This is a genomic window from Mesorhizobium sp. WSM4847 (genome assembly GCF_055811335.1).
This window is the reverse complement of record NZ_JBVVPY010000003.1, coordinates 290,388-308,138: the sequence shown is the minus strand read 5'-3', so window position 1 is coordinate 308,138 and position 17,751 is coordinate 290,388. Positions and strand designations below refer to the sequence as shown.

Annotated in this window: 14 protein-coding genes; 3 read left to right on the top strand and 11 right to left on the bottom strand. The window is 63.9% G+C overall.

The features are described 5' to 3' along the window. Positions 1 to 111 precede the first annotated feature (111 nt). Positions 112 to 1,089, bottom strand: a complete 978-nt coding sequence (locus AC0L28_RS06000) for a TRAP transporter substrate-binding protein (protein ID WP_473476181.1) — start codon at positions 1,087 to 1,089, stop codon at positions 112 to 114. Between the two features lie 36 nt (positions 1,090 to 1,125). Continuing rightward, positions 1,126 to 2,535 (bottom strand): glucuronate isomerase, encoded by a 1,410-nt coding sequence (uxaC, locus tag AC0L28_RS05995; RefSeq protein WP_128173608.1) that lies wholly within the window; start codon positions 2,533 to 2,535, stop codon positions 1,126 to 1,128. A 176-nt stretch (positions 2,536 to 2,711) separates the two neighbouring features. Here uxaC and AC0L28_RS05990 point away from each other — a divergent pair, with 176 nt between their 5' ends. Then, a complete protein-coding gene (locus AC0L28_RS05990) occupies positions 2,712 to 4,196 on the top strand; it encodes a mannitol dehydrogenase family protein (RefSeq protein ID WP_128173609.1) in 1,485 nt (494 codons plus the stop codon). A gap of 219 nt (positions 4,197 to 4,415) precedes the next feature. Here the strand turns inward: AC0L28_RS05990 and AC0L28_RS05985 are convergent, their stop codons facing one another. The 7 genes from AC0L28_RS05985 to AC0L28_RS05955 all read right to left on the bottom strand — a co-directional run bounded on the left by AC0L28_RS05985 (position 4,416) and on the right by AC0L28_RS05955 (position 12,705). Further along, entirely contained in the window at positions 4,416 to 4,823 is a 408-nt protein-coding gene (locus tag AC0L28_RS05985) for a F0F1 ATP synthase subunit epsilon (RefSeq protein ID WP_027154563.1), read from the bottom strand. A 99-nt stretch (positions 4,824 to 4,922) separates the two neighbouring features. After that, positions 4,923 to 6,506 (bottom strand): F0F1 ATP synthase subunit beta, encoded by a 1,584-nt coding sequence (gene atpD / locus AC0L28_RS05980; RefSeq protein WP_023800084.1) that lies wholly within the window; start codon positions 6,504 to 6,506, stop codon positions 4,923 to 4,925. A gap of 72 nt (positions 6,507 to 6,578) precedes the next feature. Beyond that, a complete protein-coding gene (locus tag AC0L28_RS05975) occupies positions 6,579 to 7,463 on the bottom strand; it encodes a F0F1 ATP synthase subunit gamma (RefSeq protein ID WP_023800085.1) in 885 nt (294 codons plus the stop codon). 34 nt (positions 7,464 to 7,497) lie between these two features. After that, positions 7,498 to 9,027, bottom strand: a complete 1,530-nt coding sequence (atpA, locus tag AC0L28_RS05970) for a F0F1 ATP synthase subunit alpha (RefSeq protein ID WP_023800086.1) — start codon at positions 9,025 to 9,027, stop codon at positions 7,498 to 7,500. Continuing rightward, positions 9,027 to 9,587 carry a F0F1 ATP synthase subunit delta gene (locus AC0L28_RS05965; RefSeq protein ID WP_023800087.1) on the bottom strand — a complete coding sequence of 187 codons (561 nt, stop codon included), beginning with the start codon at positions 9,585 to 9,587 and terminating at the stop codon, positions 9,027 to 9,029. Before AC0L28_RS05965 ends, atpA begins: the two co-directional genes overlap by 1 nt. 246 nt (positions 9,588 to 9,833) lie before the next feature. Further along, positions 9,834 to 10,229: an AGROH133_08824 family phage infection protein gene (locus tag AC0L28_RS05960; RefSeq protein WP_023800088.1), complete on the bottom strand. Its 396-nt coding sequence runs from the start codon at positions 10,227 to 10,229 to the stop codon at positions 9,834 to 9,836. Between the two features lie 292 nt (positions 10,230 to 10,521). After that, complete coding sequence (locus AC0L28_RS05955; RefSeq protein ID WP_473476174.1) at positions 10,522 to 12,705, bottom strand: primosomal protein N'; 2,184 nt, start codon at positions 12,703 to 12,705, stop codon at positions 10,522 to 10,524. Positions 12,706 to 12,893: 188 nt separating this feature from the next. On the opposite strand from AC0L28_RS05955, the gene fsa reads away from it, so the two are divergent. After that, on the top strand, positions 12,894 to 13,547 hold the full coding sequence (gene fsa / locus AC0L28_RS05950; protein ID WP_473476171.1) for a fructose-6-phosphate aldolase: 654 nt from the start codon (positions 12,894 to 12,896) through the stop codon (positions 13,545 to 13,547). Positions 13,548 to 13,655: 108 nt separating this feature from the next. Here the strand turns inward: fsa and AC0L28_RS05945 are convergent, their stop codons facing one another. Further along, positions 13,656 to 14,243, bottom strand: coding sequence for an LPS assembly lipoprotein LptE (locus AC0L28_RS05945; protein ID WP_473476168.1), 588 nt, complete (start codon positions 14,241 to 14,243; stop codon positions 13,656 to 13,658). Further along, the gene (gene leuS / locus AC0L28_RS05940; protein WP_473476165.1) at positions 14,230 to 16,854 is read right to left on the bottom strand and encodes a leucine--tRNA ligase; all 2,625 of its coding nucleotides are present in this window, start codon (positions 16,852 to 16,854) and stop codon (positions 14,230 to 14,232) included. Before leuS ends, AC0L28_RS05945 begins: the two co-directional genes overlap by 14 nt. A gap of 146 nt (positions 16,855 to 17,000) precedes the next feature. Between leuS and AC0L28_RS05935 the strand changes: the two genes are divergently transcribed. Continuing rightward, positions 17,001 to 17,663, top strand: a complete 663-nt coding sequence (locus AC0L28_RS05935; protein WP_419695124.1) for a YggS family pyridoxal phosphate-dependent enzyme — start codon at positions 17,001 to 17,003, stop codon at positions 17,661 to 17,663. Positions 17,664 to 17,751: the final 88 nt, after the last annotated feature.

Genomic DNA, 17,751 nt, shown 5'->3' with positions numbered 1-17,751 from the left:
CCGCGCCAATCCCCGGGGGGTTGGCGGAAGTGGTCGGGTCTTTTTTCTGTGTGGTTGTCCTGTGTTTCCCCCCCAACGGGGGGGGGGGCTTATCCCCCGCCCCGCCGCTGATCACTGCACGGCCCTAATGGCTTCGACCATCGCCTTCAGCTTGTCCTCCTTGACGTGCTTTTCGTAGACCGGTCCCATCGCGTCGATGAAGGGCTGCTTGTCCGGCGTCGTGATCTGCGAACCGGCCGCCTCGACCTTGGCACGCGATTCCTTGACCTTGGCGGCCCACAGCTCACGCTGCTTGGCGACGCTTTCCTTGGCGGCCGCTTTGAAGATCGCCTGGTCTTCCGGCGTCAGCTTGTCCCAGCTCGATTTCGCCATGACAAAGGCTTCCGGCACCATCGTGTGCTCGTCGAGCGAATAGTGCTTGGCGACTTCCGCATGCTTGGCCGTGTCGTAGCTCGGAAAATTGTTCTCCGCGCCGTCGATGACCCCGGTTTCGATCGCCGAATACACCTCGCCATACGGCATCGGCGTCGCGTTGGCGCCGAGTGCGGCCACCATGTCGACGAAGATGTCGGACTGGATGACGCGGAATTTCAAGCCGGCCATATCGGCTACAGTGTTGATCGGCTTCTTCGAATTGTAGAAGGAGCGCGCGCCGCCGTCATAAAAGGCGAGCAGCACCAGCCCGACCTGTTCGAACGCCGCCGCGATCTGGTCGCCGACTGGTCCGTCCATGACCTTGTGCATATGGTCTTCCGAGCGGAAGATGTAGGGCAGCGAGGGCACGGTGGTTTCGGGGATGAGTCCGTTGAACGGCGCCATCGAGACGCGGTTGAGGTCGATCACGCCGGAGCGCACCTGCTCGATCGTGTCCTTTTCCTCGCCGAGTTGCGCGGAATGATAGACATCGACCGAATAGCGGCCGGCCGTACGCTCCTTCACCAGCTCGCCAAAATATTTGACAGCCTCGACCGTCGGATAGCCGTCCGGGTGCGTGTCGGACGAGCGCAGGACCGTCTGGGCGCTTGCCGTTCCGGCCATCAGTGCGGCGGCCAGTAGCGTAGCTCCCGCCAGTCTAGAAAAATGCAGCATTGGTTCCTCCCGTTTGAACGATGGCGGCAAGCGCCGTTAGAGCCGGTACGCCTTTTTCGCGAGCGTATAGGCAAGTTCCTGCGCCAGCTCGTGCGCCTCGTCCTCGCGGAGCCGGTGCTCGGCGACGAGACGCGCAAGAAAGGCGCAATCGACCCGACGCGCCACATCGTGGCGAGCCGGGATGGATGGAAAGGCGCGGGTGTCGTCGTTGAAGCCGACGGTGTTGTAGAAGCCGGCTGTCTCGGTGGTCATCTCGCGGAACCGGCGCATGCCCTCCGGGCTGTCGTGGAACCACCAGGCCGGCCCGAGCTTCAGCGCCGGATAGACGCCGGCGAGCGGCGCCAGTTCGCGCGCATAGCTGGTCTCATCGAGCGTGAAGAGGATGACGGTGACGTCGCGCTCCAGCCCGACGCAATCGAGCAGCGGCTTCAGCGCCGTCACATAGTCGGTTCTGGTCGGGATATCGAAACCCTTGTCCCTGCCGAACTTGTGGAAGACGGCAGGCGAATGATTGCGCCAGGAGCCGGGATGGATCTGCAGGACGAGCCCATCGTCGCGGCTCATCTTGGCCATCTCGGTCACCATCTGGGCGCGAAACAGTTTTCGCTCACGCTCGTCGTCCGAGCCCCGGCGGATGCGGTTGAACAGCTCCTGCGCGGCGGCATCCGACAGATTGGCGGTCTCCGCTGTCGGATGGCCGTGATCCGACGCGGTCGCGCCAAAACTTTTGAAGAAGGCCCTTCTCTGGCGATGCGCATCGAGATAGCCGGCCCAGCTGCCGGTGTCGCAGCCGGTGATGTCGCCGAGCCGATCGAGATTGGCAGAAAAGCCTTCGAAATCGGGATCGACGACGGCGTCCGGCCGATAGGCGGTGACGACGCGGCCCTCCCAGCCGCTGTCGCGGATCATCTGGTGCCATCTGAGATCGTCGAGCGCGCCTTCGGTCGTCGCGATGACCTCAATGTTGAAGCGCTCGAACAGGGCTCGCGGGCGAAAATTCTCCCACTGCAGCAAGGTCGAGATCGTGTCGTAGTGGGCGTCGGCGGTTGCGGCCGTCAGCGGCTCTTCGATGCCGAACAGGTAGGCAAGCACATGGTCGAGCCATAACCGCGTCGGCGTGCCGCGGAACAGATAATAGTGCTCGGCGAAGCGCCGCCAGATCGTCCTGCCGTCGGTCTCCACCGGTGAGCCGTCGAGCGTTGGCACGCCGAGATCCTCGAGCCGGACGCCCTGGCTGAACAGCATGCGGAAGATGTAATGGTCCGGCACAACAAGCAATTGCGCTGGATCGGAAAACGCCTCGTTGAGCGCATACCAGCGCGGATCGGTGTGACCGTGCGGGCTGACGATCGGCAGATCCTTGACAGCGGCGTAGAGATCGCGGGCGAGCGACAGCGGACGCGCCTCCGAGGGAAACAGCAGATCCGGATCGGTCAATGCGGCCACGTCGTTCCTCCCAACCCGGCCATCGGTAGGATCGGAAAGAAATAATGTCAACATACAAAAAATAGATTGTTGTATGATGACTTTAACGCGGCGTCAGCCCATTGTGCGGGAACGAAACGGATGTTACGCCGCAAGCTGGCCACGCCCGGCACGAGCTCGATCAGACCCATCGCACGATGACAGACAGACGCCTTTCCAACAGCACGCGGCAGGCATTGCCGGCTTCGGTCGCGGTCCCCGGATACGACCGCAACCGTGTCGTACCCGGCATCGTCCATCTCGGCGTCGGCGCATTCCACCGCGCCCATCAGGCAGCTTATGTCGACGACTGCCTGGAGGCAGGAGAGACGGATTGGGGCATTGTCGGCGTCTCGCTGCGAAGCGCCGACACACGCGACGCGCTGGCGCCGCAGGACGGACTTTACACGCTGGCGGTCAGGAGCAGCGACAGCGAAAGCCTGCGCGTCGTCGGCTCGATCCTGTCGATGCTGGTGGCGCCGGAAGATCCCGGTGCGGTGCTGGCCGCGCTGACTGATCCGCGCACCGCCATCGTCACACTGACGATCACCGAAAAAGCCTATCTCAGGGCGGCGGGTGGCGGACTGGACACAGCCCATCCCGACATCGTCCACGATTTGGCCAACCCGCAAATGCCGCGGACGGCGCATGGTTTTCTGGCCGAATCGCTTGCGCGCCGCCGCGTCGCCGGTATCCAGCCATTCACCGTGCTGTGCTGCGACAATCTCCCTGCCAATGGCGCCACGCTGCGCCGGCTGCTGGTCGAATTCGGCGCTTTGCGCGGTACCGATCTCGCCCGCCACATCGCTGACGAGGTGGCATTTCCGTCGAGCATGGTCGATCGCATCGTGCCGGCGACCACCGATGCCGACCGGGCACGGATATCGGGCCAGCTCGGCGTCGTCGACGCCTGGCCTGTCATGACCGAGCCGTTCTGCCAATGGGTGGTCGAAGACGATTTCCCGGCGGGCAGGCCGGCCTGGGAAAGGTTCGGCGTCACCATGGTCGGTGACGTCGGGCCGTTCGAGGACATGAAACTGCGCCTGCTCAACGGCTCGCATTCGGCGATCGCCTATCTTGGCCTGCTCAGCGGCTATGAGACGGTCGACCGCGCCTTCGCTGATCCGGCGATCCGGCAATTCGTCGACGGATTGTGGGCCGAGGCGATCACGACACTGCCGAAAGACGCCGGGCTCGACACGACCGACTACACGGCCCAGCTCGCCAAGCGTTATTCGAACACCGCGCTCGCCCATCGGACGGCGCAGATCGCCAATGATGGCAGCCAGAAACTGCCTCAGCGCATCATTGCCTCGGCAATGGAGCGGATGAGTAACGGTGCCCCGCCCGCCTATCTGATGCTGGTGGTGGCCGCCTGGATCGCGGCTTGCGAGGCGCGCGGCAAAGCCTTGCCGGAAAACCACTTCACCGACCCGCTCGACTTGGCTTTGGCCGCACTCGACACTCGGCATCTGTCGGCTGGCGAAGCGGTGGTGGCGGTGTTCGACCTGGCCGGCTTCGCCAAGGGCGGTGCCGAGCGCCTGACGCTGATCGACCTCGCGGCCGCCCATCTCGAACGCCTGCGCCAGGGCGGCGTGGCTGCTGCTTTCACAGCGCTGGGCATTGAGGGCGAAAAGCTCTGAGGCCGGCCTGCAACGCGCCATGCGCGCGGTAGATCGCGAACGGGCTGAGGCACTTACCTTCTCCCCTTGTGGGAGAAGGTGGCCTCGCGAAGCGAGGTCGGATGAGGGGTGCTCCAGCTTGGCGCCGACAGCACTCCGTCCAACACCCCTCTTCCGTCTTGGCGCTGCGCGCCAATCCACCTTCTCCCACAAGGGGAGAAGGCAAGAGGGCGCCCCGCCCTATGCCGGCAAAATCGCGCCTTCGAGTGTGGTGAGCTGGCTAAGGAACTGCTCGGCCTTGCTGCGCGTCTCGTCGTCCTTGGCGTCGGCGACGTCTTCCCTGGCTTCCTGGATACGGCGGGCGAGGTCGGCGCGGTCGATGTCGCCGACGGCTACAGCCGATTCGGCCAGCAGCGTGCAGCCGGCCGGAACAATGTCGGCAAAGCCGCCGAACACGACGTAGCGCTCTGCCTTGCCTTCTGCGGTCTTCACCGTGACGACGCCTGGCTTGATCGTGGTCATGACCGGCGCGTGATGGGCCATGACGGTCATTTCGCCTTCGGCGCCGGGAATGACGACGGATTCGACCTGCTCGGAAACCAGCAGGCGCTCCGGCGAGACCAGTTCGAATTTGAAAGCTTCAGGCATGATCAATTTTAGCGAATAGCGAGTAGTGAGTAGCGAATAGACAAAAACGCTCGGCTCACATCGCCTCTATTCGCTACTCCCTATTCGCTATTCGCTTGATTACGCCGCTTCGGCCGCCAGGCGCTGTGCCTTCTCGACCGCTTCTTCGATGCCGCCGACCATGTAGAAGGCGGCTTCCGGCAGGTGGTCGTAGTCGCCGTTGCAGAGGCCCTTGAAGCCCTTGATGGTGTCGGCGAGATCGACCAGCTTGCCCGGCGCGCCGGTGAACACTTCGGCGACGAAGAAGGGCTGCGACAGGAAGCGCTCGATCTTGCGGGCGCGGGCCACCGTCTGCTTGTCCTCTTCCGACAGCTCGTCCATGCCCAGGATGGCGATGATGTCCTGCAGCGACTTGTAGCGCTGCAGGATCGACTGCACCTGGCGGGCGACCTGGTAGTGCTCTTCGCCGACGACCATCGGGTCGAGCATGCGCGAGGTCGAATCGAGCGGATCGACGGCCGGATAGATGCCCTTTTCCGAGATCGCGCGGTTGAGCACGGTCGTCGCGTCAAGGTGGGCGAACGAGGTCGCCGGCGCCGGGTCGGTTAGATCGTCGGCCGGCACGTAGATAGCCTGCACCGAGGTGATCGAGCCCTTGGTCGTCGTCGTGATGCGCTCCTGCAGCGCGCCCATGTCGGTGGCCAGCGTCGGCTGATAGCCCACGGCCGAGGGGATACGGCCGAGCAGCGCCGACACTTCGGAGCCCGCCTGCGTGAAGCGGAAGATGTTGTCGACGAAGAACAGCACGTCCTGGCCCTGGTCGCGGAAATATTCGGCAACAGTCAGGCCGGTCAGGCCGACGCGGGCGCGCGCGCCCGGCGGCTCGTTCATCTGGCCATAGACGAGCGCCGCCTTGGATCCTTCGCCGCCGCCCTTCTTGTTGACGCCGGACTCGATGAACTCATGGTAGAGATCGTTGCCTTCGCGGGTGCGCTCACCGACGCCGGCGAACACCGAGAAGCCGCCATGCGCCTTGGCGACGTTGTTGATCAATTCCTGGATCAGCACCGTCTTGCCGACGCCGGCGCCGCCGAACAGGCCGATCTTGCCGCCGCGGGCATAGGGTGCCAGCAGGTCGAGAACCTTGATGCCGGTGACCAGGATTTGTGCTTCCGTCGACTGCTCGACATAGGTCGGCGCCGGCTGGTGGATGGAGCGCATCTCGATGCCGTCGACCGGGCCTGCCTCGTCGACCGGCTCGCCGATGACGTTGATGATGCGGCCGAGCATGCCCGGACCGACCGGCACGGTGATCGGCGCGCCGGTGTCATAGACGTCCTGGCCGCGAACCAGACCTTCGGTCGAGTCCATGGCGATGCAGCGCACCGTGTTCTCGCCGAGATGCTGAGCCACCTCGAGCACGAGACGATTGCCGACATTGGACGTTTCCAGGGCGTTCAGGATCGCCGGCAGATGTTCGCCGAACTGCACGTCGACAACGGCGCCGATGACCTGGCGAACCTTGCCGGCCAAGCCGGTCTTGTTGATGGCAACGGTCGGCGCCTTCGCCGCGGCAGCCTTGGCGGGCGCTGCCGCCTTCTTGGCCGGAGCCGCCTTCGCTGCCACTGCCGGAGCCTGTGCCGGTGCTGCCGCCGTCGCGGCGGTCTTCGGGGCCGCCTTCTGGGGGGTCGCTGCTTTCGCCATCGTCTTTACCCTTTCGTCTCTTTGTTTCTCACGCGATCCGCCTGAAGGTCGCCGACCTTCATGGGAGCGCGCCTAGAGCGCCTCGGCGCCCGAAATGATTTCGATCAATTCCTTGGTGATCTGCGCCTGCCGCTGGCGGTTGTAGGTGATCGACAATTTGTTGATCATGTCGCCTGCGTTACGCGTCGCATTGTCCATGGCGCTCATCTTGGCGCCCATCTCGCCGGCGGCGTTTTCGAGCAGGGCGCGAAAAACCTGTACGGAAATGTTGCGCGGAATGAGATCGGAGAGGATTTCGCCCGGCTCCGGCTCGTATTCATAGACGGCACTGCCGCCGTCCGTCGCTTCGGCGGTAGCGGTAGGCACGCCTGCCGGGATGATCTGCTGGGTTGTCGGGATCTGGCTGATCACCGATTTGAACTGCGAGTAAAACAGCGTGCAGATGTCGAAGCCGCCCTCGTTGAAGAGCTGGATGACCTTCTTGGCAATGCCATCGGCATTGACGAAGCCCAGCGTCTTCACCTCGCGCAAGTCGACGCGCTCGAGGATCAGCGCCGCATAGTCGCGACGCAGGATGTCGAACCCCTTCTTGCCGACGCAGATGATCTTGACCTGTTTCCCGTCGGCCAAAAGCTTGCGGATGTGGTCGCGGGCAAGGCGTGCGATCTGCGAATTGAAGCCGCCGCACAGACCACGCTCGGCGGTGCAGACGACGAGCAGATGCACGTCGTCCTTGCCGGTGCCGGTCATCAGCGCCGGGGCCTCGCCGCCGCCGCCGATCGCCTGGGTGATGTTGGCCAGCACCGCGCCCATGCGCTCCGAATAGGGGCGCGCTGCTTCCGCAGCCTCCTGCGCGCGGCGCAGCTTCGCCGCGGCGACCATCTGCATCGCCTTGGTGATCTTCTGCGTCGCCTTGACCGAGGCGATACGGTTACGAAGGTCTTTTAGTGAAGGCATGCTTCAAACCTGATCCCGTCCGTCCGGCCGTCGTTCAAGCAAAGGTCTTGGCGAAGGTGTCGATCTCCGCCTTCAGCTTGGCGCGCAGATCGTCCGACAGCGCCTTCTCCTTGCGGATGCCGTCGAGCACCTCCTTGCCGGCCGAGCGCATGTGGCTGAGCAAGCCATGCTCGAATTTGCTGACCTGGTCGATCGCCAACTTGTCGAGATAGCCGTTGACGCCGGCGAAGATCACCGCGACCTGTTCTTCGACCCTGAGCGGCGAGAACTGCGGCTGCTTCAGGAGTTCGGTCAGGCGTGCACCGCGGTTGAGCAGGCGCTGCGTCGCGGCGTCGAGGTCGGAGCCGAACTGGGCGAAGGCCGCCATTTCGCGGTACTGCGCGAGCTCGCCCTTGATGGAGCCGGCGACCTGCTTCATCGCCTTGATCTGCGCCGAGGAGCCGACGCGCGACACCGACAGGCCGACATTGACCGCCGGGCGGACGCCCTGGAAGAACAGATTGGTTTCCAGGAAGATCTGGCCGTCGGTGATCGAGATGACGTTGGTCGGGATATAGGCCGACACGTCGTTGGCCTGGGTCTCGATGATCGGCAGAGCCGTCAACGAGCCGCCGCCATTGTCGTCATTGAGCTTGGCGGCCCGCTCCAGCAGGCGCGAATGAAGGTAGAAGACGTCGCCCGGATAGGCTTCGCGGCCAGGCGGGCGGCGCAGCAGCAGCGACATCTGGCGATAGGCGACGGCCTGCTTCGACAGATCGTCGTAGCTGATCAGCGCGTGCATGCCGTTGTCGCGGAAATATTCGCCCATCGTGCAGGCGGTGAACGGCGCCAGGAACTGCATCGGCGCCGGATCGGAAGCGGTGGCGGCGATGATGATCGAATAATCGAGCGCGCCGCGCTCTTCGAGAACTTTCACGAACTGCGCAACGGTCGAGCGCTTCTGGCCGACGGCGACGTAGACGCAGTAGAGCTTTTCCTTCTCCGGGCCGTGCTCGTGCACCGATTTCTGGTTGAGCATTGTGTCGAGGATGATCGCGGTCTTGCCGGTCTGGCGATCGCCGATGACCAGCTCGCGCTGGCCGCGGCCGACCGGGATCAGCGCATCGATGGCCTTGAGGCCGGTCGACATCGGCTCGTTCACCGATTTGCGCGGAATGATGCCGGGCGCCTTGACGTCGACGCGCTTGCGCTCGGTCGCCTGGATCGGGCCCTTGCCGTCGATCGGGTTGCCGAGCGCATCGACGACGCGGCCGAGCAGGCCCATGCCGACCGGCGTATCGACGATGGCGCCGGTGCGCTTGACGATATCGCCTTCCTTGATGTCTCGGTCGGCGCCGAAGATGACGACGCCGACATTGTCAGCTTCGAGATTGAGCGCCATGCCGCGGATGCCGCCGGGGAATTCGACCATCTCGCCGGCCTGGACATTGTCGAGGCCGTAGACGCGGGCGATGCCGTCACCGACGGACAGAACCTGGCCGACTTCGGAGACCTCGGCCTCCTTGCCGAAATTCTTGATCTGGTCTTTCAGAATTGCGGAAATTTCCGCGGCGCGGATGTCCATCAGCCGACCTCTTTCAGTGCAAGCTTGAGCGAATTGAGTTTGGTTTTGAGCGACGTATCGATCTGGCGCGAGCCTATCTTGACCACCAGCCCGCCGAGCAACGACGGATCGACGGTCACGGTGATCGCGACATCCTTGCCGGCAACGCTTTTCAGCGCCGCCTTCAGCTCGGTTTGCTGGGCGTCGGTCAGCGCATGCGCCGAGGTCACTTCAGCGGCGGTCTCGCCACGATGCTCGGCGGCGATCTGGCGGAATGCCTTGATCATGCCGGGAATGGCGAACAGACGGCGGTTCTGGGCGACGACGCGCAGGAAATTGCCGGTGAGGCCGGTGATCCCTGCCTTGTCGGCGATCGCCGCAATGGCCTTGGCCTGGTCCTCGCTGGAGAACACCGGGCTATTGATCAGGCGGGTCAGATCAGCACTGCCTTCGAGCATCGCCGCGAAACTGTTGAGGTCGGCCTCGACCTGGCCGACCGAATTCGCCTGGAGCGCGAGCTCGAACAGCGAACCCGCATAGCGCTCTGCGACACCTGAGATTGGCGATGACGATTGGGCCACGGACCGTCTTTTCTCTTGTCTGACAGGCCGCAGATTATTGGCGCGAGCGAAAACTCTGGCTAAATCTTTGACCTTACTGCATTTTTCCAAGCACGAAGACGCGGCTTCCGCTATCCCCGGCCGAAAGTCGATTGCCGTCTAGCACAGGCATTTTAAGACCGCAATGCGTCGCCCCGCATGGTTTTCAGGCACTATTGTCGCATCCGGCGGCGCGGTTCGACCGCCGGTCCCGAATTAGCCTTTGATTCAAGGCACAAAGCCGAAAGCGAAGGCAAGCGGCAGCGCCGCCAGCACCAGTTCGACCACGATGGACGCCCAGTTGAAAGGTGTGTTGGCGCTGTCCGACATCATCGACAGCAGGCGACCGAAGGCTGTGAACAGCCAGGAAAAGCCAAGCGCCATGTAGAGCAGCGGTTGCGCCAGCAGAATGCAGCACAGGCCGACGCCGAGATAGAAGCCTGACATCCTGCCGCGCCCTTCGGCGATCGCCGCCGCCTTTTCGGGCTTGACCTGCAGTCTGAGTATCCGGAAAGCCAGTGCCGGCGCCAGGAACAACATCAGCCCGAACAGCAAGGTCACGACGGCGCTCGACCACGCCAGCCACTCGCCCTGGCTCATCGGCCACGGAAACGCAAATTCCATACTGTCCCCTCGCAAATGGCTGTTTCGAAATTTCGGGCATTCTAGCGAAGCAAGAGCCATGCGCCAGATGCGCGTCACGAATTACGGGCGCGCATCAGTCCAACGCGAACACGACCGCCGCCTCGGTATGGATGCGCGTCGTACCAAGAGCTTCATGACGGGCTGTTCCTCCTTTATGGAACGCTATGCATTATGACCACATGAGACCACACAGGGAGTGAGGCGCTCGAGGTGTGGTGCTGGAATATATTGCAAGACCCGCCTGCGGCCGACTAGACTAACTCCAAACGCCTCACAAAAAGCTCTGCGGGTCGATGTCGACCTGCACGCGCACCGAGCCCCGCAGCTTCGGTCCCTCGGCCAGCATGGTGCGGATGAACCCTTGCATGTCGGCGCGCCGCTCGCCCTGGATCAGCAGGCGAAAGCGATGGCGGCCGCCGATCAGCGACAGCGGCGCCTCGGCCGGGCCGAGCACGAACAGATCGGCGGCCTGAGGTGCGGCGCGCCGCAAACCCCGCGCATGGCCCTCCGCTTCCGCCCGCGTCGCAGCACTGACGATGACGCCGGCGAGCCGGCCGAAAGGCGGCAGCACCGCCCGCTCGCGCTCAGCGATTTCGCGCTCATAAAAAGCCTCGGCGTCGCCGGAGACGATCGCCCGCATGACCGGGTGGTCGGGCTGGAAGGTCTGCAGCAGGCCAAGGCTCTTCTTGCCGGTGCGGCCGGCGCGGCCGGTCACCTGGCTGAGTAGCTGGAAGGTGCGTTCGGCGGCGCGCGGATCGCCATTGGCCAGGCCGAGGTCGGCGTCGACCACGCCAACCAGTGTCATGTTGGGGAAATTGTGGCCCTTGGCGACGAGCTGCGTGCCGATGACGATGTCGGCCTCGCCATTTGCGATGGCTTCAAGCTCCAGCCTCAGCCGCCGCACGCCGCCCATCAGGTCGGACGACAGGACGATGGTGCGGGCGTCGGGGAAATGCGCGACGACCTCTTCGGCGATGCGCTCGACGCCCGGCCCGCAGGCGACCAGATGGTCGAGCGTGCCGCATTCCGGGCAGGCCCCGGGCCGCCGCTCATTGTGCCCGCAATGGTGGCAGACGAGCTGGCCGCGAAAGCGGTGCTCGACCAGCCAGGCCGAGCAGACCGGGCAACCGAAGCGATGGCCGCAGACCCGGCACAGCGTCAGCGGCGCATAGCCGCGCCGGTTGAGGAACAGCAGTGACTGTTCCTTCTTCTCCAGTGTCTGGCGCATATGGCCAAGCAGCACCGGCGACAGGAAGCCGCCGCGTGCCGGCGGGGCGCGGCGCATGTCGATCGTCTTCAGGTCAGGAAGCGCCGCCTCGGCAAAGCGCGCCGAAAGCACCGCCCTGCTATAGCGGCCTTGGCTCGCATTGACCCGGCTTTCGACCGACGGTGTCGCCGAGGCGAGCACGACCGGAAAGCCGCCGATGTGGCCGCGCACCACCGCCATGTCGCGGGCATTGTAGAAGACGCGGTCTTCCTGCTTGTAGGCGGGGTCGTGCTCCTCGTCGACGACGATCAGCCCAAGCTCCCTGAACGGCAAAAACAGCGCCGAACGCGCGCCGGCAACGACGCGCACGCCACCCTCCGCCACCTGCCGCCAGACACGCTCGCGCATCCTTGGCGGCAGGTCCGAGTGCCATTCGGCCGGCTTGGCGCCGAACCGTTCCTGGAAGCGCTCGAGGAAGGCGTGGGTCAGCGCGATCTCCGGCAGCAGGATCAGCACCTGCTTGCCGCGGTCGAGCGCCGCCGACACCGCCTCGAAATAGACCTCGGTCTTGCCCGATCCGGTCACCCCGTCGAGCAGCGTGACGCCGAATGCGCCGGCCGCGACATTGCTGCGCAGCATCTCGGCTGCATCGCGCTGGTCCGGCATCAGCGATGGCTGGGCGTAGCCTGGGTCGGGTGCTGCGACTACCGGTCGCGGCGGGATCATGACGGTCTCGAACACGCCTTGCGCCTTCAGCCCGTCGATCACCGTCGACGACACGCCGGCCGCATGCGCCAGCCCGGACCGCGTCCAGGCGAGCCCGCCTTCGGCTGTCTCCAGCACGCGCATCCTCGCATCCGTCACACGGTCGGGTCTGGCCAAGGTGCGTTGCAGCCCTTCGATCCACGGTTCCGGGTCGAAGGCCTCCGGCGCCCGCAGCAGCATACGCGCCACCATGCCGGGCGGCGACAGCGTGTATTGCGCGATCCAGTCGACGAAGCGGCGCATAGCGCGGTCGATGGGCGGGCAGTCGAAGACTTGCTCGATCGGGCGCAGTTTTTTGGCATCGACCTTTTCGACGGCTCCGTCCCAGACGATGCCGGCGACCTGGCGCGGGCCGAGCGGAACGCGCACGATCGAGCCCGGCACCACGCGCATGCCGGCGGGCACGGCATAGGTGTAGGGGCGCTCGGCGGGCATCGGCACCAGCACCGGTGCGGCCGCGACAAAGGGCGAATCTTCGATCATGAGGCGTGACCTTGCCCCGACTTTGGTCTAGATCAAAGTCCGACCCCAAATGTGCATGACACGCACTAGAGCGACGTGCGTCCATCCGGACGCACAAAGTACGCTCTAGAACTTTAAACCTCGCATCGTGCTTCCGAAAATCGATTCGATTTTCGGGCCGATGCGATAAAAATCTTCAGGAGACCGTCATGAAATTTTTTGTCGACACCGCCGATGTCAAGGAAATCCGTGAACTAAATGATTTGGGGCTGCTCGACGGCGTCACCACCAATCCTTCGCTGATCCTCAAATCCGGCGGCAAGATCGCCGACGTCACAAGAGAGATCTGCGAGATCGTCAAGGGACCGGTCTCGGCCGAAGTCGTCGCCACCGAATACAAGGACATGATGGCGGAGGCCAAGATCCTGGCAAGGATCGCCGATAATGTCTGCATCAAGGTGCCGCTGACGCTCGACGGCCTGAGGGCCTGCAAGGACATCCGGTCGGACGGCCGCATGGTCAATGTTACGCTGTGCTTCTCGGCCACCCAGGCGCTGCTCGCCGCCAAGGCCGGTGCCTCCTTCATCTCGCCCTTCGTCGGCCGCATCGACGACAGCGGCTGGGACGGCATGGAGCTGATTGCGGATATCCGCAACATCTACGACAATTATGATTTCCAGACCGAGATCCTGACCGCCTCGGTGCGCACGGTGAACCATGTCAAGCAGGCCGCACTGATCGGCGCCGACGTCATCACCGCGCCGCCGGCGACGCTGAAGGCGCTGGTCAAGCACCCGCTGACCGACAAGGGCCTGGAGCAATTCCTCGCCGACTGGGCCAAGACCGGCCAGACAATCGGCTGAAATCAAGACGCGGTGTTCACATAAAAAAGGCCGAGCAATCGGCCTTTTTTTGCGCCATCAATCAGGCCTCGGCGGTAACCGGAACGTCTCGGCCCAAGCCGAAAAATTCTAACCGGCCACTGTCTTGCCGTGCTTGACCAGATCCTGCGCGATCGACAGGCGCAGCAGATCCGCCAGCTCGCGCGCCGCGCGGTTCTCGGCGTCGATTTGCGCCCGGTAGGAGGCAAACTCCTGACGCGGCCTGTCGAAGGACGACGCTATCGAGCGCTTGCCGGTCGCGATGGTCTTGCCGGTCCTGGCGTCGGTCAGGAGATAATTCGCGGTCAGTGTCACCGTGCCCGCCGTTGGCTCGTCGTCATCGGTCGTGATCTGCACGGTTGCAGCGGATTCAACAAGTTCGGTAACGCCGAGATCGAGCGAATAGGCGGGGGACGCCGGCTCGCCCGCACCCTGGCCGAGCGCGAAGATCAGATTGTTGCGGACCTGCTGGGCGTAACGGGTGTTGACCGGTTTGACCGAGATGGACCCGAGTTCGGCGGCAGCCCCGACTTGCGAGCCGGCCGACAGCGGCGCGCTCGAATAGAGCGGGCGCACCGTGCAGGCCGAAACCAGCGCAACCGAAGCGACCAGCCCATACAGCGCGGCACGGCGCAGCAAATGCGTCACTTCTGTCTTCCTCGGATCAGGCAACGACATTGACGATCCTCTGCGGGACGATGATCACCTTGCGCGGTGCCTTACCTTCGAGCGCTTTCTGCACGAAGTCGAGAGCCAGAACCGCTTTTTCGACGGCACCTTGGTCCGCGTCCCGGGCAATTGTCAAATCGCCGCGCTTCTTGCCGTTGACCTGGACCGGCAGCACGATCTCGCTGTCGACGACAAGCGACGGATCAAAGACAGGCCAGGGCCGTTCGGCGACCAGATCGGTGCCGCCGAGCGCCTGCCAGCATTCCTCGGCCAGATGCGGCATGACCGGCGCAATCAAATGCACGAGGATGTCGACGGCTTGCCGGCAAGAAGCCTTGAGCGCCGGATCGGCCTTGCCTTCGGCCGCCTCGTTGAGCGGCGTGTTGAGCGCATTGGCGAGTTCGTACATGCGGGCGATGGCGCGGTTGAAGGCGAGCTTTTCAATGTCCTCGCCCACCGATTTCAGGATCTTGTGCGCGGCCTTGGAAACAGTCCCTGCCTCGCCCTGCTTCGCCGCTGCCGGCTGGATTCCGGCGAGCGATTCGGCGGCTGTCGACACCAGGCGCCAGATACGCTGGATGAAGCGGTGCGCGCCGGCGGCGCCCTCGTCGGTCCATTCGACGTCACGTTCGGGCGGCGAGTCCGACAGCATGAACCAGCGCGCGGTGTCGGCGCCGTAGCCGTCGGTGATCTCTTCGGGGCTCACCGTGTTCTTCTTCGACTTCGACATTTTTTCGAGCGGGCCGATCACCGCCTCTTCGCCGGTCGCGATTTCTATGGCTCGGCGCTTGCCATCGACGTCCTCCAGCCGCACCTCGCTGGGCGCAAGCCAGCGGCTGTTCGCGCCCCTGCCGACCCGATAGGTCTCGTGCACCACCATGCCTTGCGTGAACAGACCCCTGAACGGCTCGGCGAGGTCGACATGGCCGGTCTCACGCATGGCGCGGGTGAAGAAGCGCGAATAGAGCAGGTGTAAAATGGCGTGCTCGATGCCGCCAATATACTGGTCGACCGGCAGCCATTCGGTAGCTGCCTTGGGATCGGTTGGGTCGTTCGCCCGGGGCGCGGTGAAGCGCGCGAAATACCACGACGAATCGACGAACGTGTCCATCGTGTCGGTTTCGCGGCGCGCATCCTTGCTGCATTGCGGGCATTTGACGTGCCGCCAGGTCGGATGGCGGTCGAGCGGATTGCCCGGCCGGTCGAATTCGATGTCGTCGGGAAGCTTGACCGGCAGGTCCGCCTTCGGCACCGGCACGACGCCGCAATCCTCGCAATGGATCATCGGGATCGGGCAGCCCCAGTAGCGCTGGCGCGAAATGCCCCAGTCGCGCAGGCGGAAGTTGACCTTGCGCTCGGCCATCGGCCGGTTGCCGATGGTCTTTTGTTCCAGCAGCTTGGCCACTTCGTCGAACGCCTGATCAGGCTTCATGCCGTCGAGGAAGCGCGAATTGATCATCACGCCGTCGCCGACATAGGCCTCGTCGATGATCTGGAAGTTTCCCTGGATCTCGCCTTCCGGCATCACCACCGGAATGACCGGCAGGCCATATCGGTTAGCGAAGTCGAGGTCGCGCTGGTCACCGGACGGGCAACCGAATATGGCGCCGGTGCCGTACTCCATCAGCACGAAATTGGCGACATAGACAGGCAGCGTCCAGTTCGCGTCGAACGGATGGACGACTCGTATACCGGTATCCATGCCCTTTTTTTCGGCCGTTTCCAGCGCCGCCACCGAAGTGCCCATGTGGCGAACCTCGTCGATGAACTTGGCCAGCGCCGGATTGTTTTCGGCCGCCTTCTTGGCCAGTGGATGGTCAACTGCGACCGCCATGAAGGAGGCGCCGAAGATGGTGTCAGGCCGCGTCGTGTAGACCTCCAGCTCACCCTCGCCAGCAATCGGCGCGGCCAGCGGCCAGCGGATCAGCAGGCCTTCCGAACGGCCGATCCAGTTCGCCTGCATCAGCTTGACTTTTTCTGGCCACTCGTCGAGGCCCTCCAGCGAGTCCAGCAGGTCCTGCGCATAGTCGGTGATCTTGAAGAACCACTGCGTCAGCTCGCGCTGTTCGACCAGCGCACCGGAGCGCCAGCCGCGTCCCTCGATGACCTGCTCGTTGGCAAGCACCGTCATGTCCTCCGGATCCCAGTTGACCTTGGAGGATTTGCGCGTCACCAGCCCCTTCTCGACGAAATCGAGGAACAGCATCTGCTGGCGGTGGTAGTAGTCGACATCGCAGGTGGCGAATTCGCGCGCCCAGTCGAGCGACAGGCCCATGACCTTGAGCTGCTCGCGCATGGCGGCAATGTTCTGATAGGTCCAGTCCTTGGGATGGACCTTGTTCTGCATCGCCGCGTTCTCGGCCGGCATGCCGAAGGCGTCCCAGCCCATCGGGTGCAGCACGTTGAAACCCTTGGCCCGCTTGTAGCGCGCCACCACGTCGCCCATCGTGTAGTTGCGGGTATGGCCGATATGGATGCGCCCCGACGGATACGGAAACATCTCGAGCACGTAGTATTTCGGACGCGGGTCGTCGTTGTCAGCCTCGAACAGCTTCTTGGCGTCCCAGGCCTCCTGCCATTTGGGCTCTGATGCGCGCGGATTGTATCGTTCGGTTGCCATTGGGTGTTTTTCACTTAAAAAGCATGCGCGAACAGCCGGACATGCCCGGCGGCTCAGGAAATGTCGTCGCGGTGTTCACCATGGATTGCCGGACCCGTCAACTGCGACGCCCCGGCCAGGACAAAAACCAGAGTCAGGATATAGGCATGGCGAGCGCCGTCGAACAGTTTTTCACGGTCAAGGCGAGGATCGCCGCCGCCGAGCGCGAGGCAGGACGGCAAGCCGGCGCGGTGACGCTGGTCGCGGTCTCGAAGACCTTCAGCGCCGACGATATCCGCCCGGTCATCGACGCCGGGCAGCGCGTCTTCGGCGAGAACCGCGTCCAGGAAGCACAAGCCAAATGGCCAGCGCTGAAGCAAGCCTTCCCCGACATCGAGCTGCACCTGATCGGTCCGCTGCAATCGAACAAGGCGAAGGAAGCAGTCGCCCTGTTCGACGTCATCGAGACGGTCGATCGCGAGAAGATCGCCGCCGAACTCGCCAAGGAAATCGCCAGGCAAGGCCGGTCACCAAAACTCTACGTTCAGGTCAACACCGGCTCGGAACCGCAAAAGGCAGGAATCGAGCCGCGCGAAGCCGTACCCTTCGTTACGCGCTGCCGCGAGGTCCATGGTCTCGCCATCGAAGGCCTGATGTGCATTCCGCCGGCCGATGAGAATCCCGGCCCGCATTTCGCGCTGCTGGAAAAGCTCGGCACGGAGGCAGGTGTGGAGGCGCTTTCGATGGGCATGTCCGGCGACTACGAAACCGCGATCGCCTTCGGCGCGACAAGTGTCAGGGTCGGCTCGGCGATCTTCGGCAGCCGCTAGCGGACAGTTGGTCCAGAACCACCAGGCCGTTACGCCAACATATAGAAACGAAACGTACCGTTCCTATATCGACCGGATCATTCCAAAA

Coding starts and splice junctions, on each gene's coding strand:
- AC0L28_RS05935 (WP_419695124.1), top strand. CDS start 17,001: ATGGCGAGCGCCGTCGAACAGTTTTTCACGGTCAAGGCGAGGATCGCC.
- atpA (WP_023800086.1), bottom strand. CDS start 9,027: ATGGACATCCGCGCCGCGGAAATTTCCGCAATTCTGAAAGACCAGATC.
- AC0L28_RS05945 (WP_473476168.1), bottom strand. CDS start 14,243: ATGTCGTTGCCTGATCCGAGGAAGACAGAAGTGACGCATTTGCTGCGC.
- AC0L28_RS05985 (WP_027154563.1), bottom strand. CDS start 4,823: ATGCCTGAAGCTTTCAAATTCGAACTGGTCTCGCCGGAGCGCCTGCTG.
- fsa (WP_473476171.1), top strand. CDS start 12,894: ATGAAATTTTTTGTCGACACCGCCGATGTCAAGGAAATCCGTGAACTA.
- leuS (WP_473476165.1), bottom strand. CDS start 16,854: ATGGCAACCGAACGATACAATCCGCGCGCATCAGAGCCCAAATGGCAG.
- AC0L28_RS05990 (WP_128173609.1), top strand. CDS start 2,712: ATGACAGACAGACGCCTTTCCAACAGCACGCGGCAGGCATTGCCGGCT.
- AC0L28_RS05975 (WP_023800085.1), bottom strand. CDS start 7,463: ATGCCTTCACTAAAAGACCTTCGTAACCGTATCGCCTCGGTCAAGGCG.
- AC0L28_RS06000 (WP_473476181.1), bottom strand. CDS start 1,089: ATGCTGCATTTTTCTAGACTGGCGGGAGCTACGCTACTGGCCGCCGCA.
- AC0L28_RS05955 (WP_473476174.1), bottom strand. CDS start 12,705: ATGATCGAAGATTCGCCCTTTGTCGCGGCCGCACCGGTGCTGGTGCCG.
- AC0L28_RS05960 (WP_023800088.1), bottom strand. CDS start 10,229: ATGGAATTTGCGTTTCCGTGGCCGATGAGCCAGGGCGAGTGGCTGGCG.
- atpD (WP_023800084.1), bottom strand. CDS start 6,506: ATGGCGAAAGCAGCGACCCCCCAGAAGGCGGCCCCGAAGACCGCCGCG.